The 26,386-nt window shown below is 62.9% G+C and carries 24 protein-coding genes; 20 read left to right on the top strand and 4 right to left on the bottom strand.

The genetic code is table 11. The features are described from left to right. Positions 1-181: 181 nt before the first annotated feature. Entirely contained in the window at positions 182-772 is a 591-nt protein-coding gene (locus C7A17_RS09435; RefSeq protein ID WP_106737793.1) for a MarC family protein, read from the top strand. After that, on the top strand, positions 769-1,551 hold the full coding sequence (locus tag C7A17_RS09430) for an N-acetylmuramoyl-L-alanine amidase (protein ID WP_106737792.1): 783 nt from the start codon (positions 769-771) through the stop codon (positions 1,549-1,551). Before C7A17_RS09435 ends, C7A17_RS09430 begins: the two co-directional genes overlap by 4 nt. On the opposite strand, the gene C7A17_RS09425 is transcribed toward C7A17_RS09430, so the two are convergent. Together C7A17_RS09425 and C7A17_RS09420 are read right to left on the bottom strand one after the other, a co-directional pair. Continuing rightward, positions 1,552-2,217, bottom strand: coding sequence for a DUF3313 domain-containing protein (locus C7A17_RS09425; RefSeq protein ID WP_106737791.1), 666 nt, complete (start codon positions 2,215-2,217; stop codon positions 1,552-1,554). 35 nt (positions 2,218-2,252) lie between these two features. Beyond that, entirely contained in the window at positions 2,253-2,660 is a 408-nt protein-coding gene (locus tag C7A17_RS09420; RefSeq protein WP_106742835.1) for a response regulator, read from the bottom strand. 148 nt (positions 2,661-2,808) lie between these two features. Here C7A17_RS09420 and C7A17_RS09415 point away from each other — a divergent pair, with 148 nt between their 5' ends. The 6 genes from C7A17_RS09415 (at position 2,809) to C7A17_RS09390 (ending at position 9,563) form a co-directional block, all read left to right on the top strand. Continuing rightward, positions 2,809-6,282: a response regulator gene (locus C7A17_RS09415; protein WP_199796410.1), complete on the top strand. Its 3,474-nt coding sequence runs from the start codon at positions 2,809-2,811 to the stop codon at positions 6,280-6,282. Then, complete coding sequence (locus C7A17_RS09410) at positions 6,282-7,091, top strand: CheR family methyltransferase (RefSeq protein WP_106737790.1); 810 nt, start codon at positions 6,282-6,284, stop codon at positions 7,089-7,091. The genes C7A17_RS09415 and C7A17_RS09410 overlap by 1 nt, the downstream gene beginning before the upstream one ends. Next, the gene (locus C7A17_RS09405) at positions 7,088-7,699 is read left to right on the top strand and encodes a chemotaxis protein CheB (RefSeq protein ID WP_106737789.1); all 612 of its coding nucleotides are present in this window, start codon (positions 7,088-7,090) and stop codon (positions 7,697-7,699) included. Before C7A17_RS09410 ends, C7A17_RS09405 begins: the two co-directional genes overlap by 4 nt. Further along, positions 7,693-8,880, top strand: a complete 1,188-nt coding sequence (locus tag C7A17_RS09400) for a hybrid sensor histidine kinase/response regulator (RefSeq protein ID WP_106737788.1) — start codon at positions 7,693-7,695, stop codon at positions 8,878-8,880. The genes C7A17_RS09405 and C7A17_RS09400 overlap by 7 nt, the downstream gene beginning before the upstream one ends. A gap of 176 nt (positions 8,881-9,056) precedes the next feature. After that, positions 9,057-9,359, top strand: a complete 303-nt coding sequence (locus C7A17_RS09395; RefSeq protein ID WP_106737787.1) for a hypothetical protein — start codon at positions 9,057-9,059, stop codon at positions 9,357-9,359. A gap of 18 nt (positions 9,360-9,377) precedes the next feature. After that, a complete protein-coding gene (locus tag C7A17_RS09390) occupies positions 9,378-9,563 on the top strand; it encodes a PA3371 family protein (RefSeq protein ID WP_106737786.1) in 186 nt (61 codons plus the stop codon). Positions 9,564-9,710: 147 nt separating this feature from the next. On the opposite strand, the gene C7A17_RS09385 is transcribed toward C7A17_RS09390, so the two are convergent. Continuing rightward, a complete protein-coding gene (locus C7A17_RS09385) occupies positions 9,711-11,507 on the bottom strand; it encodes an ATP-binding protein (RefSeq protein ID WP_106737785.1) in 1,797 nt (598 codons plus the stop codon). Between the two features lie 13 nt (positions 11,508-11,520). Next, complete coding sequence (gene algB, locus C7A17_RS09380) at positions 11,521-12,873, bottom strand: sigma-54-dependent response regulator transcription factor AlgB (protein WP_106737784.1); 1,353 nt, start codon at positions 12,871-12,873, stop codon at positions 11,521-11,523. A gap of 210 nt (positions 12,874-13,083) precedes the next feature. On the opposite strand from algB, the gene C7A17_RS09375 reads away from it, so the two are divergent. From C7A17_RS09375 to C7A17_RS09320, 12 genes are all read left to right on the top strand, one after another. Beyond that, on the top strand, positions 13,084-13,914 hold the full coding sequence (locus C7A17_RS09375) for a BON domain-containing protein (RefSeq protein WP_106737783.1): 831 nt from the start codon (positions 13,084-13,086) through the stop codon (positions 13,912-13,914). Positions 13,915-13,979: 65 nt separating this feature from the next. Beyond that, positions 13,980-14,414 (top strand): PA2169 family four-helix-bundle protein, encoded by a 435-nt coding sequence (locus C7A17_RS09370; RefSeq protein WP_106737782.1) that lies wholly within the window; start codon positions 13,980-13,982, stop codon positions 14,412-14,414. A gap of 549 nt (positions 14,415-14,963) precedes the next feature. Continuing rightward, on the top strand, positions 14,964-15,932 hold the full coding sequence (locus C7A17_RS09365) for a PstS family phosphate ABC transporter substrate-binding protein (protein WP_106737781.1): 969 nt from the start codon (positions 14,964-14,966) through the stop codon (positions 15,930-15,932). 168 nt (positions 15,933-16,100) lie between these two features. Beyond that, positions 16,101-18,386 (top strand): ABC transporter permease subunit, encoded by a 2,286-nt coding sequence (locus tag C7A17_RS09360; protein WP_106737780.1) that lies wholly within the window; start codon positions 16,101-16,103, stop codon positions 18,384-18,386. 34 nt (positions 18,387-18,420) lie between these two features. Next, entirely contained in the window at positions 18,421-20,076 is a 1,656-nt protein-coding gene (pstA, locus tag C7A17_RS09355; RefSeq protein WP_394337070.1) for a phosphate ABC transporter permease PstA, read from the top strand. A 70-nt stretch (positions 20,077-20,146) separates the two neighbouring features. Further along, positions 20,147-20,980: a phosphate ABC transporter ATP-binding protein PstB gene (gene pstB / locus C7A17_RS09350; protein ID WP_106737779.1), complete on the top strand. Its 834-nt coding sequence runs from the start codon at positions 20,147-20,149 to the stop codon at positions 20,978-20,980. A 99-nt stretch (positions 20,981-21,079) separates the two neighbouring features. Then, on the top strand, positions 21,080-21,808 hold the full coding sequence (gene phoU / locus C7A17_RS09345; RefSeq protein WP_106737778.1) for a phosphate signaling complex protein PhoU: 729 nt from the start codon (positions 21,080-21,082) through the stop codon (positions 21,806-21,808). 136 nt (positions 21,809-21,944) lie between these two features. Beyond that, the gene (locus tag C7A17_RS09340) at positions 21,945-22,847 is read left to right on the top strand and encodes a response regulator (protein ID WP_106737777.1); all 903 of its coding nucleotides are present in this window, start codon (positions 21,945-21,947) and stop codon (positions 22,845-22,847) included. A gap of 270 nt (positions 22,848-23,117) precedes the next feature. Then, complete coding sequence (locus tag C7A17_RS09335; RefSeq protein WP_106737776.1) at positions 23,118-24,014, top strand: peptidoglycan DD-metalloendopeptidase family protein; 897 nt, start codon at positions 23,118-23,120, stop codon at positions 24,012-24,014. 375 nt (positions 24,015-24,389) lie between these two features. Further along, positions 24,390-25,685 (top strand): flagellar filament capping protein FliD, encoded by a 1,296-nt coding sequence (fliD, locus tag C7A17_RS09330; protein WP_106737775.1) that lies wholly within the window; start codon positions 24,390-24,392, stop codon positions 25,683-25,685. After that, a complete protein-coding gene (fliS, locus tag C7A17_RS09325; RefSeq protein ID WP_106737774.1) occupies positions 25,685-26,083 on the top strand; it encodes a flagellar export chaperone FliS in 399 nt (132 codons plus the stop codon). The genes fliD and fliS overlap by 1 nt, the downstream gene beginning before the upstream one ends. Next, positions 26,067-26,384 carry a hypothetical protein gene (locus C7A17_RS09320; protein WP_106737773.1) on the top strand — a complete coding sequence of 106 codons (318 nt, stop codon included), beginning with the start codon at positions 26,067-26,069 and terminating at the stop codon, positions 26,382-26,384. Before fliS ends, C7A17_RS09320 begins: the two co-directional genes overlap by 17 nt. Positions 26,385-26,386 lie beyond the last annotated feature (2 nt).

Genomic DNA, 26,386 nt, shown 5'->3' with positions numbered 1-26,386 from the left:
TTTGATGGGTGGTGCTCTGCTGAACGAATGCACGAATTTCGGTCATGAAAAGCCTTCCTGCCCTTGTTTATGCCGAATATGACCTGCGTTCTGGCCTGGATCCGGGTCATGGCATCGAAACGCAAGGAACATGCCGGGCCAACCCGGTTAAACTAGCGGGCCCCGCACGTGGAGCCGCTTCATGGACATCTTCAGCATCGCCGTGCTGATCTTTTTGGTCACCGATCCTTTCGGCAATATCGCCATCTATATCGCTGCGCTGAAGAACGTCGAACCGCGCCGGCGTCTGTGGATCGCTGCGCGCGAACTGTTGTTCGCCCTGGCTCTGTTGCTGCTGTTTCTCACCTTTGGTGACAAATTCCTCAGCGGTCTGGGCTTGTCGCGGGAGGCAACGGCGATTGCCGGCGCTATCATCCTGTTCGTCATCGCCATGCGCCTGATCTTCCCCAGCCCGCAGGGCCTGCTCGGCGACGTGCCTGATGGCGAGCCGATGCTGGTGCCGCTGGCGACCCCGGCAGTGGCAGGGCCCTCTGCCCTGGCTGTGCTGATGACCCTGCGCAATACCCACACCGGGCCGCTCTGGGAGCTTTATCTGGCGCTGATCCTGGCCTGGGCGGCGACGGCATTCATCCTGTTGCAGGCATCGTTCCTGCAACGCTTTCTTGGAACCCGCGGGTTGACGGCGGTGGAGCGGCTGATGGGCATGCTGCTGATCATGCTCAGCGTCGACATGCTGCTCGACAACCTGCAAAGCGTATTCGGTCACGCATGAAATCGATCTGCCTTGCCCTCTTTCTCGTTCTGCTCGCTGGTTGTACCGGTGGCCTGCGCATCGATGACAGCTACACCGCCAGCGGCCAGAACAGCCGCGTGCAATATGTCGTGCTGCACTACACCTCTGCCGACTTGCAGCGTTCGCTGGGCCTGCTGACGCAGACCGAGGTGAGCAGCCACTACCTGATCGGCGATGCGCCGGCGACCGTCTACCGCCTGGTGGACGAGAACCGTCGGGCCTGGCACGTCGGTGTCAGCGAGTGGAAGGGGCGTACCTGGCTCAACAGCACCACGATCGGCATCGAGCTGGTCAACCAGGGTTATTACAACACCCCGGCCGGTCGCTATTGGCAGCCGTTCGCCCCGGATCAGATCGACACGCTGATCGTGTTGCTCAAGGACATCGTCAAGCGCCACCAGCTACCGCTGGGCTCGATCATTGCCCATAGCGACGTGGCGCCGCAGCGCAAGGTCGACCCAGGCCCGCTGTTCCCCTGGAAGCGCCTGGCCGACGAAGGCCTGGTGCCATGGCCGAACGAAACGGCGGTGGCGCGCCAGCAAGCGCTGTTCACCACCAGCCTGCCGAGCGTGCAGTGGTTCCAGGAGCAGTTGGCGCACCAGGGCTACACCGTGCCGCAGCATGGCGAGCTGGACGAGGCGACGCGTAACGTCATCGCCGCGTTCCAGATGAAATACCGCCCGGCCAACTACGATGGCCAGCCTGATGCCGAAACCGCTGCGCGCCTGCTGGTGCTCAATCTGCAGGCGGGCGTCTGATCACTGCAGTGCCGGGTGAAAGTCGCGCGCATCGCGTGCCCATGAATCAAGCACTGGTTTGAGGTCGTTCAGGCCGAGTTGTGCCGTGCTGTTTTCCAGCGCCAGACCATGCCCCTTGCGTACCACGCGCAGCACCGGTTCGCTGGTGCGTGCGTCGACGGCTTCCAGCTCGATGTAGATATCGGTGTTGCGGTCTCGCGTGCCGGCGGCCGTGCTGGCGGCGGCGATCAGTAGCGCCACGGGTATCACCTCGTAGGCCTTGAGCCCCTCGGTGGACACCGTCACGGCGGTAATCGCACTGCGTAGCACTAGGCTGTCCCGGTTCGGGGTGTCGACCAGTTTCATCCGGCCGCCCTGCATCTCACGCATCAATGCCTGGTGCAGGTAATCGCGCACCTGCTCCAGGGTCTGTGCACTGACCTGTTCACTGGGCGTGGGCTCGGGGTAGAACGAGGGCTTCTCGATATACAGCGACGGGTAGCGCTCGGCCTGGAAGTCTGGCGATATCCAGCGTAGAACCGGCGTGCCGCTTGCCGAGCGGGCGGGTTGCAACTGCGAGTAATCGGCGAGGTAGCCAGAGAACTGTTGCGGCTGGGTGGTCTGGCTGGCGCAGCCAGCCAACAGCAGGGCCGCACTCAGGCTGGCGGCGAGAGAGAGCGAGTGCATCGTCCTTGCTCCTGTGCAGGTGAGGCCTCTCCAGCCTAGACCTTGCCCGGGGCGCCCGCCAGTTCGCTCAGGCGCTGAGCCAGCAGTTTGAAATCGTAGGGTTTGACGATGCTGTCAGTGGCGGCAGCGGTGTCGCGGGCGCGCACCTCTTCGAGCAGTTCGCGCTCGTTGTAGCCACTGGCGAACAGTACCGGTAGGGTTGGCCGCAGTTGGCGTGCGGCCTTGACCAGTTCACGTCCGTCCATACCAGGCAGACCGATGTCGCTCATCAGCAGGTCGAACGGCTGATCGCTGCGCAGCAGTTCCAGCGTGCTGGCAGCGTCACGCAGGGCATGGACGCGGTAGCCGAACTCCTGCAGTACCTCCACGGTGAGGGTGCGAACGACGTCGTCGTCCTCGACCAGCAGGATGGTCTTTGCCGTGGTGGAGTCGGTCTCGGTCATGGGGCTCCCTGTTTCGGCGCGCAGAATACGCAAATGTTTGGCAAACTTCGGCGTCTGCGGGCTGTCAGTGTGCCACACGCCTCCCTCTATTAGATAAGAACAGCGAGACAATCATCGAATGGACGTCCCAGTGTCGAATGAGTCCGCCATGGACGAGAAAGGTTTTCGCCGAATTCTCAATCGTAATGTCGGGCTGCCGCTCGGCATCGGACTGGCCGGTGCCCTGATCTTTGCCGTGTTGATCAGCTACCTGCTCAATGTGGTGCGCTGGGTGGAGCACACGGATCAGGTGCTCAATCGGGCCAGCGAGGTTTACAAGCTGACCCTCGATATGGAAACCGGCATGCGCGGCTTCTTGCTCAGTGGCAAAGAGGAGTATCTCGCGCCCTATGAGCAGGCCCGCGGCAAGTTTCGTCCGCTGACCGAGCAACTCATCGAGACCGTGGCGGACAATCCGCCGCAGATACAGCGCCTTGATCGCCTGATGGCCCTGCAGGAACAGTGGGATCTGTACGCTCAGGAAGTGATCGCCAGTCGGCGCAATGGCGATAGCTTCCTCGACGATGTGGGCCGTGGCCGCGGCAAGAACCTTACGGACGGCATGCGCCGCGAGTTGGACAGCTTCATCAACAGCGAGCGCGAGCTGCGTCAGCAGCGTAATGCCGAGGCCAGCAGCACCACGACCTGGGGCGCTGGTACCTATCTTGTAGTGACCATCCTGTTCAGTGCGCTGCTGGCACTGTTTGGTCGTCGCGAGTTGCTCAACCTCTCGCAGACCTATTCGCAGGCCTTGGCCAAGCAGGCCGATTACGCCGATGAGCAGCGCCGCCGCGCCTGGCTTGGCAGTGGCCAGACCCTGCTGGCGGAGCGCTTGTTGGGCCAGCCGCGGGTGCAGGAACTGGCGGATCGCACGCTTGAGTTTCTCGCTGAATACCTTGGCTGCGTAGTGGCGGCGCTGTACCTGCGCGATGCTCAGACCGGCAACCTGCAGCGTGTCGCCGGCTACGGCTTTAGCGGCGATAACATGCAGGAGCAGTTCTACAAGGGAGAGGGCCTGGTCGGGCAGGCGGCTCAGGGCCGTCGCCTGGTCTGCCTGGATAGCCTGCCGGCAGACTATATCAAGGTCGCGTCCAGCCTTGGCGAAGGTCAACCCGTCAGTGTCGCCCTGGTGCCGCTGCAATCGGAGGAGCGCGTCAACGGCGTGATCGAGCTGGCGTTCATGCGGGCCCTGGAGCCGCGCGAGCGCGAGTTCCTCGAAGCCATCGCTGTCAATGTCGGCAATGCCCTGGAGGCAGCGCGCTATCGCCAGCGTCTGCAGGAAGTGCTGGGCAACACCCAGCAGCTCAACGAAGAACTGCAGACCCAGCAGGAAGAGTTGCGCGCGGCCAACGAAGAGTTGGAACAGCAGGCCCGCGTGCTCAAGGAGTCGCAGGCGCACCTGGAAACTCAGCAGGCCGAGCTGGAGCAGACCAACGAGAAGCTGTCCGAACAGGCTCAGGTGCTGGCCGACCAACGTGACGAGTTGAATCAGCGCAACACCACCCTCGGTCGCATCCAGGCGCAGTTGGAAGAGCGCGCCGAGGAGCTGCAGCGCGCCAGCCGCTACAAGTCCGAGTTCCTCGCCAACATGAGCCACGAGTTGCGCACGCCGCTGAACAGCTCACTGATCCTGGCCAAGCTGCTGGCGGAAAACGCCAAGGGCAACCTCGACGACGAGCAGGTGAAGTTCGCCGAGTCGATCTATTCAGCCGGCAATGATCTGCTCAACCTGATCAACGACATCCTTGATATCGCCAAGGTCGAGGCCGGCAAGCTCGAGGTTCGTCCCGAGCGCACGCCGCTGGCCAGCATGATCGAAGGCCTGCGCGACGTGTTCGAGCCATTGGCTCGTGAGCGCGGCCTGAGCTTCGACATCCAGCTGCAAGGCGGCTTGCCGGAGGTGCTGTTCACCGATCGCCAGCGCGCCGAGCAGATTCTGCGCAACCTGCTGTCCAACGCGTTCAAGTTCACCGACCGCGGCGGCGTGACCCTCAGCATTTCGCGCCACGACGAAAAGGCCCTGGCCTTCGCCGTGCGCGACAGTGGTATCGGTATCGCAGCCGATCAGCAGGAGGCGATTTTCCAGGCCTTCCGCCAGGCCGACGGCACCACCAACCGTCGCTACGGCGGCACGGGCCTGGGCCTGTCCATCTCCCGCGATCTGGCCGGGCTGCTCGGTGGCGCCATCGACGTCAGCAGCACGCCGGGGGAAGGCAGCACGTTCATCCTGCTGTTGCCCGAGCGGCTGGTGGACGGTGGCAGCCAGAGCAAGCCGGCCCCGTTCGTGGCGGCTCCGCTTCCTGTTCCTGCCGCACCCGTCGCCCCTGTGGCCGCTCCAGCGGCGCCGCGTCAGCCGGCACCTTTCGCCGATGACCGTGAGCACCTGGGCGAGCGCGGCGGGCGCCGGGTGCTGGTGGTGGAGGACGAAGTACGCTTCGCGCGCATCCTCTTCGATCTGGCCCACGAGCTGGGTTACGCCTGCCTGGTTGCCACCTGCGCCGATGAAGGCCTGGAGTTGGCGCGGCAGTTCCGCCCGGACGCCATCCTGCTCGACATGCGCCTGCCCGACGGCTCCGGCCTCGGTGTACTGCAGCGCCTGAAGGACGACCCGCAGACCCGCCATATCCCGGTTCATGTGGTCTCGGTGGAGGATCACAGCGAAGCGGCCCTGCACCTGGGAGCGGTCGGCTATGCGCTCAAACCCACCAGCCGTGATCAGCTCAAGGAGGTCTTCGGCAAGCTCGAGGCCAAGCTCAACCAGCAGGTCAAGCGCGTGCTACTGGTGGAGGACGACCCGCTGCAGCGCGACAGTGTCGCCCGCCTGATCGGCGACGAAGACATCGAGATCACCGCCGTGGCGTTGGCTGGCGAAGCGCTGGAGAAACTGCGCGACACGGTGTACGACTGCATGATCATCGACCTCAAGCTGCCCGACATGCTCGGCAACGAGCTGCTGCGGCGCATGGCCGAAGAAGACATTTGCTCGTTCCCGCCGGTGATCGTCTATACCGGGCGTAATCTGACCCGCGACGAAGAGGCCGAGCTGCTCAAGTACTCGCGCTCGATCATCATCAAGGGCGCGCGCTCGCCGGAGCGCCTGCTGGACGAGGTCACCCTGTTCCTGCACAAGGTCGAGGCCGAGCTGTCCAGCGAGCACCAGCGCATGCTCAAGACCGCACGCAGCCGCGACAAGCTGTTCGAAGGCCGGCGCCTTCTGCTGGTGGACGACGACGTGCGCAATATCTTCGCGCTCTCCAGTGCGTTGGAGCAAAAGGGGGCGGCGGTCGAGGTTGCCCGCAATGGCTTCGAAGCACTGGAAAAACTGCGTGAGCACGAGGATATCGACCTGGTGCTGATGGACGTGATGATGCCGGAGATGGATGGCTACGAAGCCACCCGGCAGATTCGCCTGGAAGATCGCTGGAAGAATCTGCCGATCATTGCGGTAACGGCCAAGGCAATGAAGGATGATCAGGAGCGCTGCCGCGAGGTCGGCGCCAATGATTACCTGGCCAAACCCATCGACCTGGATCGCCTGTTCTCCCTGATCCGCGTGTGGATGCCCAAGCTGGAGCGATTGTGATGCCCGATGAAATCGAGCTGCGCCTGCTGATCGAAGCGATCTATCTGCGCTACAGCTACGACTTTCGCGACTATTCGAAGGCTTCGCTGAAGCGGCGTATCCGGCAGGCGCAGACCCAGCTGGATTGCCCGACCATCTCGGCGCTGCAGGAGCGCATCCTGCACGAGCCGAAGGCCTTCATGCAGCTCTTGCAGTACCTCACCATCCCGGTCAGCGAGATGTTCCGCGACCCTGGCTACTTCCTGGCGCTGCGTGAGCAGGTGGTGCCGCTGCTGCATACCTATCCGTCGCTGAAGGTCTGGGTGGCCGGCTGCAGCACCGGCGAGGAGGTGTATTCGCTGGCTATCCTGCTGCATGAGGAAGGCCTGCTGGAACGCACCATGATCTATGCCACGGACATCAATCCGCACTCGCTGGAGAAGGCCGAGCAGGGCATCTTCGCCCTCGACAATCTGCGCACCTATACCCAGAACTATCAGCTGTCCGGCGGCAAGCGGGCGTTCTCCGACTATTACTCGGCAGCCTATGACCGGGTGTTGTTCGACAAGTCGCTGCGCGCCAACGTGACCTTCGCCGATCACAGCCTGGCCACCGACAGCGTGTTCGCCGAGACCCACCTGGTGTCCTGCCGCAACGTGCTGATCTATTTCAACCGTGACCTGCAGGATCGCGCCCTAGGCCTGTTCCACGACTCGCTTTGCCATCGGGGTTTCCTCGGTCTGGGCAGCAAGGAAAGCCTGGATTTCTCCGCTTACGCGCAGCAGTTCGAAGCCGTCTCGCGTCCCGAGCGGATCTTCCGCAAGCGATGAGCGAGCAACGGATCAATCTGCGCGGCCACTTCCGCGTCCCGCTGGAGGCGCTGGTGATCGGTGCCTCGGCTGGCGGCGTGGAGGCGCTGTTGCAACTGCTCGAAGACTTGCCGCTGGACTATCGCTTGCCGGTGGTGTGTCTGCTGCACGTGCCGGATCGCAACGACAGCCTGCTCGCCGACCTGCTCGCACGCCGCCTGATCCTGCCGGCCAAGGAGGCCGAGGACAAGGAGGGGCTGCGCGGTGGCGTGGTCTACGTGGCGCCGGCCGGCTACCACCTTTCCATCGAAACCGATCGCAGTTTCTCGCTCAGCCGCGAGGAACCACGGCATTTCTCACGGCCTTCGATCGACATCCTCTTCGAGTCCGCCGCTGATGCCTATGGCGAGCGGTTGGCCGGCGCGCTGCTCACCGGCGCCAACGAGGATGGTGCGGCTGGCCTGCTGGCAATCCAGCGCGCTGGCGGTCTGACTCTGGTGCAGGAGCCCTCCGACGCTCTGGTGCCCACCATGCCGGAGGCGGCGCTGGCGCTGCTGAAACCGGACTTTCTCCTGTCCATCGACGCCATGCGCGTGCTACTGACCGAACTGGATACCCTGCCATGCTGAGGAAGATTGAAGCCAAGGTGTTGATTGTCGACGACCTGCCAGAGAACCTGCTGGCCCTGCGCTCGTTGATTCAATGCGAGGATCGCACCGTATTCGAAGCCAGCAGCGCCGATGAAGCACTGTCATTGTTGCTCGAGCACGAATTCGCCTTGGCCATTCTTGATGTGAAGATGCCGGGCATGAATGGCTTCGAGCTGGCCGAGCTGATGCGCGGCACGGAGAAGACCAAGCACATCCCGATCATCTTCGTCAGCGCCGTCGGCCGTGACATGGACTACGCCTTCAGGGGGTACGAGAGCGGAGCGGTGGACTTCCTGCACAAGCCGCTATCGCCCTTCGAGGTACGCAGCAAGGTGGCGATGTTCGTCGACCTGTATCGCCACCGCAAGGCTTTGAGCATGCAGCTGGAAGTGGTGGAGGCTGCTCGTCGTGAACAGGAGGCGCTGCTCACCGAGTTGCGCGAGACCCAAGGCGAGTTGCAGAAGGCGGTGCAGATGCGTGACGTGTTCATGTCGATCGCCTCGCACGAACTGCGCACGCCGCTCAATGGCCTGATTCTCGATGTACAGCTGCGCAAGCTGCGCCTGGAACAGGGCCGCGACGACGCCTTCACCCCGGATAAGCTGCACGAGATGGTGGCTCGCGACGAGCGCCAGATCCGCAGTCTGAGCCGGTTGATCGACGACATGCTGGATGTCTCGCGGATCCGTACCGGCAAGCTCTCCGTGCGCCCGCAGCCGGGTGACCTGGGCGTGCTGGCGGGCAGCGTGGTGGAGAGCCTGGCCGCGCAGTTCACCAGCAAGGGCTGTCATGTCGAGTTGCAGGTGGACGGTCCGGCACCGGTGATGATGGACGAGTTCCGCATCGAACAGGTGCTTGCCAATCTGTTGACCAACGCCCTGCGCTACGGCGGCGGCAAGCCGGTGTCGGTACGGGTGACGGTGGAGCAAGACGTGGTGCGCGCCGAAGTGCGTGACCAGGGCATGGGTATTTCCGAAGCCGATCAGGGCCGGGTATTCGAGCAGTTCGAGCGGGTTGCGGGATCCAACGTGTCTCAGGGGCTGGGGCTCGGTCTGTTCATCAGCGAGCAGATCGTGCAAGCCCATGGTGGCCGTATCGAGCTGAGCAGCCGGCTTGGCGAAGGTTCTTGTTTCAGTGTGGTTCTGCCTCGCCACAATTGATCGTGCAAATTGCACGTGTCAGGGTTCGTGCATCTTGCAAAGTGCATGAAAAGCCCTTGTTTTATTTTTGGTTAAATCATTGATTTAAAAGGATTTTATTAGGTAATTCAGGTTGGCATGAGCGCTGCAACAGACAGTCATGTAAGTCCCCGACTGATCTGCTATGGAGAAGCGTCATGTACATCGTCCGACTGAGCCTGTTCTGCGCCGCTGCATTGCTGGTCAACGGGGCTTACGCCAAAGATTTCTCGGATACGGCCGGTGCCAGTGCCAAGACCGCCGAATTCACCGTTTCCACCCCACAGGTTCGGGACTATCGCGTCGGTACCCTACAGGGCGAGGCTGGTGAGCTGCGTCAGCAGACTTCTCGCGGTCTTCACGACGACGGTCAGTGGGTGCGCATCTCCGACCCCGCCGAGACCGAAACCGGCAACCGCGAGCCGCGCCCCGCTGACAGCACCCCGCGCTGGGTGTTCTGACCGACAAGGAGTCCTGCCATGTCCAGAAGTGCTGTGTTTCTGTTGATCATGACCCTCTTGAGCCTGTCTGCCCTGTGGCTGAATCCCGGCCTGGAAGGAACCCCAGCCCTGGCGCTCAAGTGTGCCAGCGGTTTCTTCGGCCTGGCCTTTCTGGGCGCGTGGATGGCCGGTCGCCGCTTCAAGTTCGATCCGGTGCTGCGCTGAAGCTGTGTTGATCTGAGTGGTGGGCTGAAGCCCACCCTACAGCAGCCTTTGCCCCATTCCTCTACGTTCCGCATTCCCCGAAGGGTGGTTTAGCCCGCCCGGCGGCAATCGCCGTTCTACCCTTTTGCCACTTCCCGTTCACTCTGCTCACACCGGTAGGTTGAAGTAGAAATTGGCGCCGTCGCCAGGGCGTGACTGGACGTCGAGCCGGCCGCCGTGCAACTGCACGATCTCCCGTGCCAACGCCAGTCCAAGCCCGACTCCGCCTTTGCGCCGACTGATCTGCACGAACGGCTCGAAAATGCGCGCCTGCTGCTCGAAGGGAATGCCTTCACCGTCGTCCTGCACGCTGAAGATCACCTGCTCGCCATGGCGTCGTACCTGCAGCCGCACATTACCGCCCGGATTGCTGTGGCGCAGGGCGTTGCTGATCAGGTTGTCGAGCAGGCGCTCCAGTTGTGCGGCGTCGACGGCGAGCTGGGGGAGCGGCTCGTGTGCTTCGCCGGTCAGGGTTATTTCACGCCCGACTGCTTCGCCAGCGAAGCGTACCTGGGCTCGTTCGACCAGTGCGGCCAGGTCGCATGGCTTGCGTTGCAGGGTCTGCAGGCCATTCTGGTAGCGAGAGAAGTCCAGCAGGTTGTCGATCAGTTGCACCAGACGGCGCATTTCTTCGTCGACGGTGCGCATCAGATCCTGTTCGCGTCCCTCCGTGGGCAGTTTGAGGCGCTCGCGCAACAGACTGAATGCCATGTGCATGCCGGTGATCGGTGTGCGCAGTTCGTGCGAGGCGCGCAGGACGAATTCGTTGCGTACACGCTCGAAGGCGCGTTGCTTGGTGACATCGCGCAACACCATCACCGCACCGACGCTGCCGCCTTCGCGCAATTGGATCGGGGTCAGCGCCCAGGCCAGCAGACGTACCTCGCCATCGCGTTCGATCTGCAGGTCCGCTGGCGGTTCGCGCAGCAGTTCACCGGCGAGTACCTGACGCAGGGCTTCGTCCACGGCATGATCGGGCAGCAGCGGGCCGATAGGCTGCTCCAGGATATCGGGAGTCCAGGACAGCTGGCGTAGCGCCACCGGGTTGGCGTGCTCGATCCGGCCCTGGGCATCGAGGATGATCAGGCCATCGTCAATGCTGTCGAGCACTGCTTTCAGGCGGCCTTCGCTGTTGAGCAACTGCTTGAGGTTGCTCGAGTGGTATTCGCGCAGGGCCTCGGTCATCAAACCGAAACGGCGGCTGAGTACCGCCAGTTCCACCACGGGTGAAACCGGCAGCACGACGTCGTAGTGGCCACGGCCGATCTGGTCGGCGGCTCGTGCCAGCATATCGATGGGCGCGCCGAAACGGCGGGCGATGCCGTGAGCGGTGAGTACGCCAATGGCCAGAACCGCAAGGCCGATGAAGGCGAGCAGTGCGGCAATCAGTTGCGAGCGCTCACCAGCGCCTTCCTCGGCTGCGATGACGCGGGCGACGACATCATCCTGCTCTTCCAGCAGGTGGTTGCGCAGGCGTTGGAAGGCATCGGTGAATGGCTTGTAGGACGCCAGGTTGTGGGGCGTTTGGCCGGCAGGCGTGCCACTGGCGGCTGCCTGCTCCATCTGATCGTAGAGTGTCGCGGCTTGCTCGAGGCCGCTCACGTAGCGATCCCCCAGGTTGGCTGTGATGCCTTCGGCAAGCGTCGCGCGGAAGTCTTCGCGAACCTGATCCAGGGCCTGCGGGTTGGGTTGCTGGTCGATCAGCACGATCAGCTCGTCACCCAGGTGCTGGCGTAGCTTCTGGCCAATCTGCACGGCGGTGAAGCCACGCTGGATCAGTTCGCTCTGGCCGCGCGCCATCTGGGTGACGCTGTATAGCCCGAGCAACAAGCCCAGCAGCGCCACGGTGATCAGCGCGGAAATGCTGAGGAACAGACGGGTGCGAAGCTTCATTGACAGCTTCATGGGGATTCCAGGCTCAGAGGTTGTATTGCTTGCGTTTGCGATAGAGGGTCGAGGTGTCGATGCCCAGGGTCTTGGCCGCCATGTCCAGGGTACTGCTGCTGGCCAGGACGGCGGCGATATGGGCTTTTTCCAGTTCTTCGAGGCTCATGGGGGCGCCCACACGAACAGCGTTGGTTGGCGCTTCGCTGCTGCCGCCGAGGCCAAGGTGGGTGATTTCTACCGCTTCCTGCTGACAGATGATGCTGGCGCGCTCGATGACGTTGCGCAGCTCGCGGATGTTGCCGGGCCAGTGATAAGCCTGCAGCGCTGCAGCGGCTTCTGGGCTGAAGCCGCAGGCGGGGCGGCCGTAATCGCTGACGAAGCGGGCGAGGAAGCGTTCGGCCAGGGACATCACGTCTTCGTGGCGCTCGCGCAGTGGCGGCAATTTGAGGGTGATCACGTTGAGGCGGTAGAGCAGATCCTCGCGGAAGCGGCCCGCACGTACCATCTCGTCCAGATCCAGGTTGGTGGCGGCGACGATGCGCACGTCAGCGCGGCGGGTGACCGGGTCGCCTACACGCTCGTATTCCTTGTCCTGGATGAAGCGCAGCAGCTTGGGCTGCAGCGCCAGTGGGAAGTCGCCGATCTCGTCGAGAAACAGGGTGCCGCCATCGGCCTGACTGACCCGGCCCTGAGTGCTTTCGCTGGCGCCGGTGAAGGAGCCGCGGGCATGGCCGAACAGCTCGCTTTCCATCAGTTCGGCGGTCAGCGACGGGCAGTTGATGGTCACGCAGGTGCGCTTGGCGCGGCGGCTCCAGCCGTGAATCGCGCGGGCCAACTCGCCCTTGCCGGTGCCCGACTCGCCGAGAATGAGGATGTTGGCGTCGGTGGCGGCGACCTGGCGGGCCGTCTCCAGGATCGCCATCATCGCCGGGCTGTGCGAGTCGAGCCCGTCCTTGGCCTTGCGCACCTCGCCCTCCAGTGCTTCCAGGCGTGCCGCCAGGGTACGCACTTCCAGCTGCTTGGCAGCCGCCAGGCGCAGTTGATCCGGCGAGCAGGGCTTGACCAGGTAATCGGCGGCGCCGGCCTGGATCGCATCGACGGCGGTGTCCACGGCCGAGTGCGCGGTGACGATCACCACCCGCATCCAGGGGGCCTGGATGCGCATCTGCGCCAGCAGATCCAGGCCATTGTCCTCGCCCAGGCGCAGGTCGAGGAAACACAGATCGAACACCTGACGATGCAGCAGTGCTTCGGCTTGCGCCGCACTGCTGGCGCCGGCGACGTCATAGCCCTCGTCTTCCAGGCAGTAACGGAAGGTACGCAGAATTGCCGCTTCGTCATCCACCAGCAGAATGCGTCCGCTGGTCTGCTCTGAATCTGCCATGAATGTGCTCCGTCTGACTGGTCGATGGAGGTTAGTCAGGGAAAAACCGTGCAAGTTGCACGGCCTGACTGCGCCGATGCTGCAGCCTGCATGGCGTCAGGTTGCCAGCATCGATCATAACCAGTTGTTTTTAAATGGATTTATTAAAAAAAGAAGCTGGCACGGGGCTTGCGATATTCCTTTTATCGTTTCACGAACAGGAGTGAATCCATGCCCCCGTTCAAACCCTTGTTGCTGGCCGCCGGTACCGCGATGATGCTCGGGCTGACGCCGTTGGCCAGCCATGCTGCCGAAGGCCAGCTGGCCTCGCAATTGGAGGCCGCGCGTCAGGAAGGCTCGATCTGGACGGCCTTCGCCCTCAACCGTCACCTGAATCCGTTCAAGCTCGATATCGACGTGGAAGATGGCCAGGCCACCCTGGCCGGCCAGGTCGAGAGCGAGGTGCAGAAGGAGCTGGCCGAGCAGGTGGCCCTGAGCATAGATGGCATCGAGTCGGTGGACAATCACATCGATGTCACTGGCGAAGCCGCCGAAGGCGACCCGCCTGGCCTGGTTCAGCGCCTGGAAGATGCCAGCCTGGCCGCCACGGTGAAATCCAAATTGCTGTGGAACAGCAACACCCGTGGCCTGGACATCCGCGTGCGTGCCGAGAATGGCGCGGTAACCCTCAGTGGTCATGCCCAGACGCCGGCTTCGAAAGAGCTGGCGGGTCAGCTGGCAGCCAACACCGATGGCGTTCGCGAGGTGTTCAACCATCTCAGCATCAGCACCGCCGACAGCAGTAGCAACGAAGTGCAGACGGCGGTGGAAGAGGCGCGCGAGAACATCAGCGACGGCTGGATCACCAGCAAGGTCAAGGCCAGCTTCCTCTACAGCCGCAATCTCGATGCGTTGAACATCGCCGTGACCACCGATGACGGCCTGGTCAACCTGCGTGGCAGCGTACTGAGCAATGCCGAGAAACGCCTGGCGGTGGAAATCGCCCGCAACATCCGCGGCGTGCGCGGTGTGGATGCCGACGCTTTGCGCGTCAGCAGCTGACCGCCGGCCCGAACACGTGCCGCTGGAACGCGGCCATTCACCACCCTGAGTCAAGGAGTCATTCCATGAGCAGCAAGACCGCACAACTGAACGAACTGATCGAAATCACTCGTGACGGCAAGCGCTTCTACGAGCATGCCCATGACGAGGTCAAGGACATCCGCCTGCAGACACTGTTCCGCGATATGGCGCGTGCCAAGACCGAGGTGATCGAGGCGCTGAGCGTCAAGGTCGCTGCCAATCAGAGCGAGCCGGCCACCGGCGGTACCATGCTGGGCAAGCTGCGCCAGTTCTACGCCGACACCCGTGCAACCCTGGCCAAGGATGAAGACGCCACCTACGTCGCGCAGCTGGAAGAGTCGGAAGACCGCATCCTGCATGCCTTCGAGGACGCCCTGGAAAGCGCCGACAATGATGTTCGCGTGCTGCTGGCGATGGAAATGCCCAAGGTACGTGCCTGCCATGACCGCATGCGGGCGTTGAAGCAGAACATGCAGTAACGCCAACTGCACTACCCGAGCCCCTGCACGTGATGCGTGCGGGGGCTTTCTATTTTGGGGGGCTGAAAACGTCATTCATCGTCACTCCCGCGAAGGCGGGAGTCCAGGAGTTCGCAGGTTCTGGATTCCCGCCTCCGCGGGAACGACGGTTTTTCGGTGTTTCCTTGGGTCTGAGCAGACCGGACTGGCAAGTTTGTGTGCGTATCGCTTACGGACTTAGCACTATCCGTTACCGCGTGCGCTGAGCGTTTGGGTTGCGCCCCTTACGGGCGCCACACCTTGATTCGCCCCTGAGGAGCGAAACCAAGACGAGAGATCGACACGCGAATGATCTTGGCCCAGAGATGAATAGCGCTGCGTACAGCACACACTTATTTGCCAGTCCGGTGCCACCCGTATGTTCCCCAAACCATCCGAAGCGCCTTTTCTCTGCCGCGACCGAAAGTCGCCTACGTTCATTTAACTGTCACATTCGTTTCATAGAGTGGTCATGTGGCCTATCGATACTGTGGCCCGTTCCACCAACACTATTCCTGCTAGGAGCAAGGCATGAAACTGAAGCGTTTGATGGCGGCCCTGACTTTCGCCGCCGCTGGCGTAAGCGCGGTATCCGCGGTTGCCGCCGTCGACCCGGCTCTGCCGAACTACGAGAAGACTTCCGGTGTATCGGGCAACCTCTCCAGTGTCGGTTCCGATTCGCTGGCCAACCTGATGACCCTCTGGGCTGAAGAGTTCAAGAAAAGCTACCCGAACGTGAACATTCAGATCCAGGCGGCCGGTTCCTCTACCGCTCCACCCGCGCTGACCGAAGGTACCGCCAATATCGGCCCGATGAGCCGTCCGATGAAAGACAGCGAAATCCAGGCCTTCGAAGAGAAATACGGCTACAAGCCGACCGCCGTTCCGGTGGCTATCGACGCCCTGGCGGTGTTCGTGCACAAGGACAACCCGATCAAGAGCCTGGACATGGCTCAGGTCGACGCCATCTTCTCCAGCACCCGCCTGTGCGGTGGCGAGAAGGACATCAAGACCTGGGGTGACCTGGGCCTGACCGGTGAGTGGGCTTCCAAGCCGATCCAGCTGTTCGGTCGCAACTCGGTGTCCGGCACCTATGGCTACTTCAAGGAAGAAGCTCTGTGCAAAGGTGACTACAAGTCCAACGTCAACGAGCAGCCGGGTTCCGCTTCGGTGGTGCAGTCGATCTCCAGCACCCTGAACGCCATCGGTTACTCGGGCATCGGCTACAAGACCTCTAGCGTGAAGACCGTGCCGCTGTCGAAGAAAGGCGGTGAAGCCTTCGACGCCAACGAAGCCAACGCCCTGGCTGGCAAGTTCCCGCTGGCGCGCTTCTTCTACGTCTACGTCAACAAGGCGCCGAACAAGCCGCTGAGCCCGCTGGATGCCGAGTTCCTGAAACTCGTTCTGTCCAAGCAAGGCCAGGAAGTCGTGGTCAAGGATGGCTACATCCCGCTGCCGAAGAAAGTCGTCGACAAGACCCTGAAAGAACTGGGTATGTAACGACCGCTTCAAGCTGCACACACGAAGCCCGCTTCTCTATGTAGAGGCGGGCTTTGCTACGTCACCGTGCTGTAACTTTTCTGTCATACGAAACCGCTAAATTGGCCGGGCTCGTGAAATAGACGAAAAATGCGGCGCGCTCATGGCCGCGCAGAGACGCTCTCAATCATGAATGACCTGGCTAGTGAAACCATGACCGCCTCCCCAAATTCCCTCGGGCTGGACTTCAACACTCCGGCTCTGCAACGCAAACGCCGCATGCGCGCGTTCAAGGATCGCCTGGCTCGCTGGGGCGTATCCGTCGGTGGCCTTGCCGTACTCGGCGCCATCACCCTGATCTTCTTCTACCTGGCCTATGTCGTGCTGCCGATGTTCCAGGGCGCCGACCTGGAGCAGCGCAAGCCGGTGCAGCCGGCCTGGCTGGCCGAGGCTGGCGCGCCGCTTTTGATGGCGCTAGAAGAGCAGAATCAGGTCGGCATGCGCCTGTCCAAGTCCGGCAACATCCAGTTCTTCGATGCCAAGAGCATGGCGGCGATGAATGCGGTGGCACTGCCGCTGCCAGCCGGCAGCGAAGTGACTTCGGTCGGTGAGGATCAGCCGGGCAGCAACCGCGTAGCCCTGGGGCTTTCCAATGGCCAGGTGCTGGTGTTCGAGCACAGCTACCGGGTGTCCTACCCCAATGACGTCAAGACCATCACCCCGGTGGTCACCTACCCCTTCGGTGAAGCGCCGCTGACCCTCGACCCGCAAGGTCGTCCGCTGGAGCACATGGGCATCAGCCTTGCCAGCGGTACGCTACTGGTCGCCGCTTCCGTGGGTAGCGAGTTGCACGCAGTGAGCCTGAGCCGCGAAGAGAACCTGATGACCGGCGAGGTCAGCACCAACGAGGAGCGTCTGGCGCTGCCGCAGATCGCCGAGCCGATCAAGGAGCTGATCATCGATCCGCGCCAGCAGTGGCTGTACGTGATAAACGGCCGTGCCACTGCCGATGTCTTCGACCTGCGTCGCAACGCCCTCAACGGCCGCTACAAGCTGCTCAGCGACGGCGCTACCGACGTGACCTACGCGACCTCGCTGCTCGGCGGCATCTCGCTGCTGATCGGTGACAGCAAGGGCGGTATCGCGCAGTGGTTCATGGTGCGTGAAGAAGACGGCAAGGCTTCGCTGAAGCTGGTGCGCGACTTCAAGATGGCCGGCCAGCCGATTGCCCAGATCATCTCCGAGCAACGCCGCAAGGGCTTCATCGCCCTGGATACTGCCGGCAACCTGGGTATCTTCCACAGCACTGCGCACCGCACCCTGCTGGTCGAGCCGGTCGCCGAAGGCTTCACCATGGCCGCCCTGTCGCCACGCGCCAACCGCGTGCTGGTGGAGAGCAACGGTCAGCTCGAGCGCCTGCTGATCGACAACCCGCACCCGGAGATTTCCTTCAGCGCGCTGTGGGGCAAGGTCTGGTACGAAAACTACGACAAGCCGGCGTACGTCTGGCAGTCCACCTCCGCCAGCACCGACGCCGAGCCTAAGCTGAGCCTCGCGCCGCTGGCCTTCGGTACCCTGAAAGCGGCGTTCTACGCCATGTTGCTGGCTGCGCCGCTGGCCATCGCCGCGGCGATCTACACCGCCTACTTCATGGCCCCGGCCATGCGCGGCAAGGTCAAGCCGGTGATCGAGCTGATGGAAGCGCTGCCGACGGTGATCCTCGGCTTCTTCGCCGGCCTGTTCCTGGCGCCCTATGTCGAGGGGCATCTACCCGGCATCTTCAGCCTGTTGATCTTCACCCCCATCGGCATCCTCCTGGCCGGCTTCATCTGGAGTCGCCTGCCGGAGTCCGTGCGTCTGCGCGTGCCGGATGGCTGGGAAGCGGCGCTGCTGATCCCGGTGATCCTGCTGGTCGGCTTCATCTCCCTGAGCATGAGCGGGCACGTGGAGAACTGGCTGTTCGACGGCAACATGCGTCAGTGGCTGAGCAACGACCTGGGCATTCCGTTCGACCAGCGCAACGCCCTGGTGGTCGGCCTGGCCATGGGCTTCGCGGTGATCCCGAACATCTACTCGATCGCCGAAGACGCCGTGTTCAGCGTGCCCAAGAGCCTGACCTTCGGTTCCCTGGCGCTCGGTGCCACGCCGTGGCAGACCCTGACCCGCGTGGTGATCCTGACCGCCAGTCCGGGCATCTTCTCGGCGGTGATGATCGGCATGGGCCGCGCCGTCGGCGAGACCATGATCGTGCTGATGGCCACCGGCAACACGCCGATCATGGACATGAACATCTTCGAAGGCCTGCGCACCCTGGCCGCCAACGTGGCGGTGGAAATGCCGGAGTCGGAAGTCGGCGGTACGCACTACCGGATTCTGTTCCTCTCGGCGCTGGTGCTGCTGTCGTTCACCTTCGTCATGAACACCCTGGCCGAGCTGGTGCGTCAGCGCCTGCGCGTCAAGTACGCTTCGCTCTGAGGACTGCAAGACTATGTCCGTGAAACAGAACAACATGAAATCCTGGTTCAAGAGCGGCTCGCCCTGGATCTGGATGAACGCCGGCGCAGTGTCCATCGCCATCATCATGGTCATCGGTTTGCTGGCGGTGATCACGGTGCGCGGCCTGGCGCACTTCTGGCCGGCCGACATCATCGAAGCCACCTACCAGGTGCCGGGCCAGGAAGCCAAGCTGATGGCCGGTGCCGTGGTGCAGATCGAGGAAATTCCACGTGCGCGTCTGGCGGCTTCCGGCTTGCCGGTGGATGTGGAAGGCGGCGAGTTCATGACCCGCGAGCTGATCAAGGTGGGCAACCGCGACCTGTACGGCGCGGATTTCACCTGGGTGGTCGGGGAGTGGCTGAGCGACCAGCACAAGCCGGTGGATATCACCGCCTTCGAGCGTCGCGAGTGGGGCAACTTCTACGGCTACCTGGTCAACGTCAAGGAAAACGGCCAACTGGTCGCCGAGGGCGATGCGGCCTGGCCGGAGCTGCAGAAGCGCCTGGCACGAGTGGATGACCTGCACGCGCAGATCGTCAAGATCGAGAAGGCCGATATCGGCCGTATCAACGCCGGCCTCGAGCGCGTGCGTCTGAAGACCCGTAAGCTGGAACTCAACGGTGAGCTGAGCGCCGCCGCGCAGGCCGACCTGGCCGCCGAGCGCGCGCAGTGGGACGCCGAGTACAAGGTGCTGGAAGCCGAACTCAGCTCGCGTTACGAACAGTTCAACCGCGACAGCATGACCGTGCGTTCGGCCGATGGCCGCGAGCAGCAGATCAGCCTCGGCAAGGTGGTGCGCGCGTATCGCCCGAATGCCATGTCGACCATGGACAAGCTCGGTTTCTACGGCAGCAAGGTGTGGGAATTCGTCAGCGACGACCCGCGTGAGGCCAACACCGAAGGCGGTATCTTCCCGGCGATCTTCGGCACCATCATGATGACCCTGATCATGGCGGTGATCGTCACCCCGTTCGGTGTGATCGCCGCCATCTACCTGCGCGAGTACGCCAAGCAGGGCCCGCTGACCCGGGTGATCCGCATTGCGGTGAACAACCTGGCCGGTGTTCCGGCAATCGTTTACGGCGTGTTCGGCCTGGGCTTCTTCGTCTACGTGCTGGGTGGCTCGATCGACCGCCTGTTCTTCCCGGAAGCCGCGCCGGCACCGACCTTCGGTACGCCCGGCCTGCTGTGGGCCTCGCTGACCCTGGCGCTGCTCGCCGTGCCGGTGGTGATCGTCGCCACCGAGGAAGGTCTGGCGCGTATCCCGCGGGCGCTGCGTGAAGGCTCGCTGGCGCTCGGTGCGACCAAGGTCGAGACCCTGTGGCGCGTGGTGCTGCCGATGGCCAGCCCGGCGATGATGACCGGCCTGATCCTTGCCGTGGCCCGTGCCGCTGGTGAGGTGGCGCCGCTGATGCTGGTGGGCGTGGTGAAACTTGCACCGAGCCTGCCCGTCGACGGTAACTACCCTTACCTGCACCTGGATCAGAAGATCATGCACCTGGGCTTCCACATCTACGACGTCGGCTTCCAGAGCCCCAACGTCGAGGCCGCGCGGCCACTGGTTTACGCGACCGCGCTGCTGCTGGTACTGGTGATCGCGATTCTCAACCTGACGGCCATCTACCTGCGCAACCGCCTGCGCGAGAAGTACAAGGCCCTGGATCATTGATTGGAGCGGCAAGCCCTGCGGGGCTTGCAGCCTGTAGCTTGCAGCCTGGCGCTGCGAACGGAGTGAGCACATGCAACACGAAAACGCTACCCACGGTATCGACATCTCGGCCCTGGGCCGTGACAAGCAGAGCCTGAACCTGGCCAACGAGACCGTGGCCATCGAAGTACCTGGCCTGAACCTCTACTACGGCGACAAGCAGGCGCTGTACGACGTCAAGATGAACATCCCCAAGCAGCGTGTGACGGCCTTCATCGGCCCGTCCGGCTGCGGCAAGTCGACCCTCCTGCGTACCTTCAACCGCATGAACGACCTGGTCGACGGTTGCCGCGTGGAAGGTGAGATCAACATCGACGGCCGCAACATCTACCGCAAGGGCGAGGATGTCGCCGAGCTGCGTCGTCGCGTCGGCATGGTGTTCCAGAAGCCCAACCCGTTCCCCAAGAGCATCTACGAGAACGTGGTCTACGGCCTGCGCATCCAGGGCATCAACCAGAAGCGCATCCTCGACGAGGCTGTGGAATGGGGCCTGAAGAGCGCCGCGCTGTGGGATGAAGTGAAAGACCGTCTGCACGATTCCGCGCTGGGTCTGTCCGGCGGTCAGCAGCAGCGTCTGGTGATCGCCCGTACCGTGGCGGTACAGCCCGAAGTGCTGCTGCTCGACGAGCCCTGCTCGGCACTCGACCCGATCTCCACGCTGAAGGTCGAAGAGCTGATCTATGAACTGAAATCCAAGTACACCATCGTCATCGTGACCCACAACATGCAGCAGGCGGCACGTGTCTCCGACTACACCGCCTTCATGTACATGGGCAAGCTGATCGAGTTCGGCGATACCGACACGCTCTTCACCAACCCGGAGAAGAAGCAGACAGAGGACTACATCACCGGTCGTTACGGTTAAGTGGATTCCGTAGGGTGCGCGGAGCTGCCAGGGCTTTGCGCACCACTGGGCCGGTGCGCACGGCGCACCCTACACACAGCGTTTGCGGAGCGAATTGCAATGATCAACAAAGACAGCCTCACCCATCACATTTCCCAGCAGTTCAACGCCGAGCTGGAAGAAGTCCGCAGCCACCTGCTGGCCATGGGCGGCCTGGTGGAAAAGCAGGTCAACGACTCGGTGACCGCGCTGATCGAGGCCGACTCCGGCCTGGCCCAGCAGGTGCGCGAGATCGATGACCAGATCAATCAGATGGAGCGCAACATCGACGAGGAGTGCATCCGCATTCTCGCCCGCCGCCAGCCAGCCGCTTCCGATCTGCGTCTGATCATCAGCATCTCCAAGTCGGTGATCGACCTGGAACGCATCGGCGACGAGTCGACCAAGATCGCCAAGCGCGCCATCCTCCTCAGCGAGGAAGGTGAGGCGCCCAAGGGGTACGTCGAGATTCGTCACATCGGCGACCAGGTGCGCAAGATGGTGCAGGACGCCCTCGACGCGTTCGCCCGCTTCGACGCCGATCTGGCCCTGGCCGTGGCCCAGCACGACAAGACCGTCGACCGCGAATACAAGACCGCGCTGCGCGAGCTGGTCACCTACATGATGGAAGACCCGCGTTCGATCTCGCGCGTGCTCAACGTGATCTGGGCGCTGCGCTCGCTGGAACGCATCGGCGATCATGCGCGCAACATCGCCGAACTGGTGATCTACCTGGTACGTGGCACCGACGTTCGCCACATCGGCCTGACGCGCATGCGCGAAGAGGTCGAGGGCAAGTCCAACGACTGATGGCTACCGTGCCGCTAACGGCCCGGGATTTCCCGGGCCGTTTCGTTTGCGCGATTTGTTGTGCGGCCGACGTTTTCCGTTGGCCTTTGGCGACTGGCCATGACTATGCTTATCGTCATTCGTACAGGAGTGGCCGATGAGCAAAGTCAGTGTGCTGGTGGTGGACGACGCGACCTTTATCCGTGATCTGGTCAAGAAAGGGCTGCGCGATCACTTTCCCGGCGTACAGATCGAAGAAGCGATCAACGGCCGCAAGGCGCAGCAGATGCTGAGCCGCCAGGAGGTCGACCTGATCCTCTGCGATTGGGAAATGCCGGAGATGTCCGGCCTCGAGCTGCTGACCTGGTGCCGCGAGCAGGACAATCTGAAAACCACGCCTTTCATCATGGTCACCAGCCGCGGTGACAAGGAGAACGTGGTGCAGGCTATCCAGGCCGGCGTCTCCGACTACATCGGCAAGCCCTTCTCCAACGAACAGCTGGTGACCAAGGTGAAGAAGGCCTTGAGTCGCGCCGGCAAGCTGCAGGCCCTGGCGGCCAGCGCGCCACCGAAGATGCTCAGCACGGGCGGTTTCGCCAACGATTCGCTGGCGGCGCTGACCGGCGGCAAGGCCGAGGTGGTCAAGCCCAGTGCACCCGCTCCGGCACCCGCCGCGCCTGTTACTGCAGCAGCGCAACCGGCGGTGGCGGCCAAGCCGCCCAGCGGCCGTGGTCAGGGGCAGTTGCGTTTGCCGGCCGGTAGCATGGCCTGCGTGATCAAGGCGCTGAGCCTCAAGGAAGCGCTGCTGGTGGTCAAACGTACCGAGCTGTTGCCGCAGGTGTTGGAGAGTGCGGTGCTCGACCTGGAGCAGGGCGAAGCGGCGGAAACCGCGCGGCTCAATGGCTATCTGCACGCAGTGGCGGCGTTCGAGCCAAAGCCTGACAGCGAGTGGCTGCAGTTGACCTTTCGTTTCGTCGATCGCGATCCGCAGAAGCTCGACTACCTGTCGCGCCTGATCGCCCGGGGCACTGCGCAGAAGCACTTCGTTCCCGGCGCGTAGCGGATCACATGCCGGGGTAGGGTGCGCCATGCGCACCTGAAGATCGACGCCGCTGCTATGGCTGTGCACAGGCCCCACGACACTCTACGCCAAGACGCCGTTCTACTCCTGGCCTTAACGCCACTCGCTTCGCCAGCCCAATACAGAGCAGATGGCCGATCGATGGCGGTGCGCCGGTTCACAGCCTGACGGTCGGTCGCTCGCAGGCGTCGCGATGCACTGCTAGTCTTGCTAACCCGGATATCGAAAAGCCATAAGATCCGAGTCGTTATGCTAGGGCGTCTGATTTTCTTCTGCAGCCTGCTGGTTCTCAGTAGCCAAGCCGCTGCCCTGACCATCTACAAGTACGTCGACAAGAACGGCGTGGTGACCTATAGCGACCAGGCCGCGCCTGGCGCGCAGGTATTCGTGTTCAACGACCGCATGGTCGAGCGCCTGGACAACCAGGTGAAGCTGGAAACCAAGAAGCACGAAGCCGGCGAGACCCTGCTGATCCGCAACGACCTCTTCGCGCCGGTGGAAATCGAACTGAAGCTCGAACAGGTGGAAAACGCCATCGGCGCGCCGGACAAGCCGATCCGCTGGGTATTGCCGCCGCGCAGCAATATCCGCCTGGCCACCCTGACCGCGCAGGACGCTTCCAAGCCGCTGCGCTACAAGCCCAGGCTGCGTTACGCCCTCGGCGATCCGCGTCTGCAGCCGAGCATTCACCGCTATCCGCTGCCCTGGCGCGGCGGCCCATTCCGTCAGACCCAGGGTGCCAACGGCACCTACAGCCACTTCACCGCCAAGGGGCGCTACGCGGTGGACATCGCGATGCCCGAAGGCACGCCCATCGTCGCCGCGCGCGCCGGGGTGGTGGTGAAGACCGAGAACCAGCAGAGCGGACGCGGCAACAACCCGGCCGGCAACTTCGTGCGTATCCTGCATGACGACGGCACCATGGGCGTCTATCTGCACCTGATGAAAGGCTCGGTCGGCGTGCGTGAAGGCCAGCGGGTGGAAACCGGCAGCCTGCTGGCGCGCTCGGGCAACACCGGCAACAGCACCGGCCCGCACCTGCATTTCGTGGTGCAGCGCAACGTCGGGCTGGCGGTGGAATCCATCCCTTTCAATTTCCGCCAGCCGGTCAACAGCCTGCCCAACTTCGCCGTCGGTGGTGAATAGCCCGCTGCCAACGCCTGCCTGAATATCCCTTCCTGAACCTGTCGCGTGTTCACCCGCCGTTCACGTTCTCGCTGTGATACGGCGCCATCGGTGCGCGTGGCGCCCCCTACGGATTTTGGCCATGCGTAGGGTGCGCTGTGCGCACCGCGATCTTCACGCCTATTTGCCTTAAGCCAGACCTTCCTGATGTCGCCTGTGTAAGGAGCACGTCCGCCTGCTGCGCGACACAGGCGGAAGTCGCCCTTCCGCCTGTCTTCCGTAGTCGCGCGAGCGGAAAGGATCTTTCACCTGGCGGTTTGCTGGAAGCCCTCTAAATCGTGGGTTTCAGCTGTTGGCACCGCTATTGCTATCACACAGGAAAACGGGTGTCCGACTATGGCTATCGATTCAGATTACGTTCAAAGCATGGCGACCCAACTGGCCCAGTACGAAGTGCAGGGCCAGTTGGCCAAGGCCAATCGCAACCAGGCTGCCTACAAGTCGCAGCTGGGTGCGCTGACTGCGCTCGATACCGCGCTGAAGACCTTCAAGACGGCCGCCAGCGGGCTCAAGCTCGCCGGCAGCAGCATGCTGGTCAACAGCGCCACCTTCAGCCAGGAGGGCTATGCCAACGCTACGGTTGGCAGCAAGGCAGTACCCGGCAGCTATGACTTCTTCGTTCAGCAACTGGCCAGCAAGAGTCAGGTTGCCCTGCAAGGGTTGCAGGGGAGTGACCTGGGCAGTGGCAGCCTGACGATTGGCCAGGGCAGTGACTCCTTCAATGTCGATCTGGGCGCGGTGAGCACCCTCGACGAATTGGCCGCCGCGATCAACGGGGCCAGCGACAACAAGGGTGTCAAGGCGACTCTGGTGCGCAGCAATGGCCAGGTCAACCTGGTACTGACCAGCGAGAAGAGCGGCGCCGATCAGGCCATCAGTCTGACGGCCAGTGGCAATGCCGCGTTCGAGAGTGCTGTCGCCGGACGCCAGGAGCTGTCCGTGGCGCGCGACGCCATCGTGCGTCTGGGCGGTGAGAACGGCATCGAGCTGACCAGTAGTAGCAACACCTTCGACAACATCATCGACGGCGTCAGCCTGACCTTCAACAAGGCCCACAAGAGCGGCGATACCCCGGTCACCATCGACATCGGCCAGGATCAGAAAGCCACCAAGGAGAAGGCACAGGCTTTCGTCAGTGCCTTCAACGCATTGATGGGCAGCTTCGACTCGCTTACCGCCAGTGGCGGCGAGAGCGGTACGCGTGGTGCCCTGGCTGGCGATGCCAGCGTGCGAGCCATCGAGAGCATGCTCAATCAGCTGGTGCGCACGTCCTTCGGCGGGGTGAGCCTGACCGAGTTCGGCATCGTCGCCGACCGCAACGGCAAGCTGACCATCGACAACGCCCGCTTCGAGAAGGCCGTGGCGGCCAACCCGGAAGGTTTCGAGAAGCTGTTCACCGACAAGGGCAACCTGCTCGACACCCTGGACAAGAATCTGGCGGTCTACACCAGCAGCGCCGGTGGCCTGCTGACCAACCGCAAGGACACCCTCAACAGTCAGCTGCGTCGTGTCGATCAACAGTTCGACACCATCCAGAAGCAATATGACTCCTACTACAGCCGCTATCTCCGTCAGTACACCGGTCTCATGCAGACCATGGCGGCGATGGAGCAGACCTACGGAATGTTCTGATGAGTGCCTACAACCTCAACGAAAGTTACGACAGCTATCGCACCGTGGATCTCGAGGCGCGCGCCGCTGCCGCCTCGCCCTACGAACTGGTGCTGGTGCTGTTCGACGGTCTGCTCGACGAGCTGGCGCGTGCCCGTGGCCACATCGAGGCCAAGCGCTACCAGCAGAAGGGCCAGTCGCTGGAGAAGTGCCTGAACATCCTCAATGGCCTCAATGGCGCCCTCGACTACGAGAACGGTGGCGAGCTGGTGCAGGGTCTGGCGCGGCTTTACGACTACTGCATCTACCGTCTTTCCGACGTCAGCGTCAGCCTGTCGCTGGAGGGCCTGGACGAAGTGGTGGGCCTGCTCGGCGTGCTGCGTGAAGGCTGGGAAGGCGTGAATGCAACGCGCAAGTGAACTGCGTGCCCTGCAGCAGCTGCATGACCAGTTGGCCGAAGCGCTGGAGCAGGGCGACTGGCCGCGTATCGGCGAGATCGACTCGGTGATCCGTTCGTGCCTGCAGCTGCTTGCCGGGTTGCCTCGCCTCAGCGATGAGGTGCGCGAGGCCAAGCGGCGCCTGCAGCAGTTGCACGGGCAGGCGCGTATCGCCTGTGCCGAGGAGTGCGAGCGACTGCGCCGGCTGTTGTTGACGCATCTGGAATATGCCGAGGGCCGCAGCGCCTACATGCGCGTCGACCTGTATCAGGGTGGGAGATAAAG

The organism is Pseudomonas mendocina, assembly GCF_003008615.1.
In the GTDB taxonomy this organism is placed as follows: Bacteria; Pseudomonadota; Gammaproteobacteria; order Pseudomonadales; family Pseudomonadaceae; genus Aquipseudomonas; species Aquipseudomonas mendocina_C.
This window is presented reverse-complemented; position numbering and strand designations above follow the sequence as displayed.

Bases quoted from the DNA above. Each gene is read 5' to 3' on its own strand.
- C7A17_RS09390 (WP_106737786.1), top strand. From the start codon at position 9,378: ATGTCCAGAAGTGCTGTGTTTCTGTTGATCATGACCCTCTTGAGCCTG.
- pstA (WP_394337070.1), top strand. From the start codon at position 18,421: ATGAAATCCTGGTTCAAGAGCGGCTCGCCCTGGATCTGGATGAACGCC.
- C7A17_RS09410 (WP_106737790.1), top strand. From the start codon at position 6,282: ATGCCCGATGAAATCGAGCTGCGCCTGCTGATCGAAGCGATCTATCTG.
- phoU (WP_106737778.1), top strand. From the start codon at position 21,080: ATGATCAACAAAGACAGCCTCACCCATCACATTTCCCAGCAGTTCAAC.
- C7A17_RS09360 (WP_106737780.1), top strand. From the start codon at position 16,101: ATGAATGACCTGGCTAGTGAAACCATGACCGCCTCCCCAAATTCCCTC.
- C7A17_RS09435 (WP_106737793.1), top strand. From the start codon at position 182: ATGGACATCTTCAGCATCGCCGTGCTGATCTTTTTGGTCACCGATCCT.
- C7A17_RS09370 (WP_106737782.1), top strand. From the start codon at position 13,980: ATGAGCAGCAAGACCGCACAACTGAACGAACTGATCGAAATCACTCGT.
- fliS (WP_106737774.1), top strand. From the start codon at position 25,685: ATGAGTGCCTACAACCTCAACGAAAGTTACGACAGCTATCGCACCGTG.
- algB (WP_106737784.1), bottom strand. From the start codon at position 12,873: ATGGCAGATTCAGAGCAGACCAGCGGACGCATTCTGCTGGTGGATGAC.
- C7A17_RS09320 (WP_106737773.1), top strand. From the start codon at position 26,067: ATGCAACGCGCAAGTGAACTGCGTGCCCTGCAGCAGCTGCATGACCAG.
- pstB (WP_106737779.1), top strand. From the start codon at position 20,147: ATGCAACACGAAAACGCTACCCACGGTATCGACATCTCGGCCCTGGGC.
- C7A17_RS09365 (WP_106737781.1), top strand. From the start codon at position 14,964: ATGAAACTGAAGCGTTTGATGGCGGCCCTGACTTTCGCCGCCGCTGGC.
- C7A17_RS09430 (WP_106737792.1), top strand. From the start codon at position 769: ATGAAATCGATCTGCCTTGCCCTCTTTCTCGTTCTGCTCGCTGGTTGT.
- C7A17_RS09340 (WP_106737777.1), top strand. From the start codon at position 21,945: ATGAGCAAAGTCAGTGTGCTGGTGGTGGACGACGCGACCTTTATCCGT.
- C7A17_RS09420 (WP_106742835.1), bottom strand. From the start codon at position 2,660: ATGACCGAGACCGACTCCACCACGGCAAAGACCATCCTGCTGGTCGAG.
- C7A17_RS09425 (WP_106737791.1), bottom strand. From the start codon at position 2,217: ATGCACTCGCTCTCTCTCGCCGCCAGCCTGAGTGCGGCCCTGCTGTTG.
- C7A17_RS09395 (WP_106737787.1), top strand. From the start codon at position 9,057: ATGTACATCGTCCGACTGAGCCTGTTCTGCGCCGCTGCATTGCTGGTC.
- C7A17_RS09335 (WP_106737776.1), top strand. From the start codon at position 23,118: ATGCTAGGGCGTCTGATTTTCTTCTGCAGCCTGCTGGTTCTCAGTAGC.
- C7A17_RS09375 (WP_106737783.1), top strand. From the start codon at position 13,084: ATGCCCCCGTTCAAACCCTTGTTGCTGGCCGCCGGTACCGCGATGATG.
- C7A17_RS09385 (WP_106737785.1), bottom strand. From the start codon at position 11,507: ATGAAGCTGTCAATGAAGCTTCGCACCCGTCTGTTCCTCAGCATTTCC.
- C7A17_RS09415 (WP_199796410.1), top strand. From the start codon at position 2,809: ATGGACGAGAAAGGTTTTCGCCGAATTCTCAATCGTAATGTCGGGCTG.
- C7A17_RS09405 (WP_106737789.1), top strand. From the start codon at position 7,088: ATGAGCGAGCAACGGATCAATCTGCGCGGCCACTTCCGCGTCCCGCTG.
- C7A17_RS09400 (WP_106737788.1), top strand. From the start codon at position 7,693: ATGCTGAGGAAGATTGAAGCCAAGGTGTTGATTGTCGACGACCTGCCA.
- fliD (WP_106737775.1), top strand. From the start codon at position 24,390: ATGGCTATCGATTCAGATTACGTTCAAAGCATGGCGACCCAACTGGCC.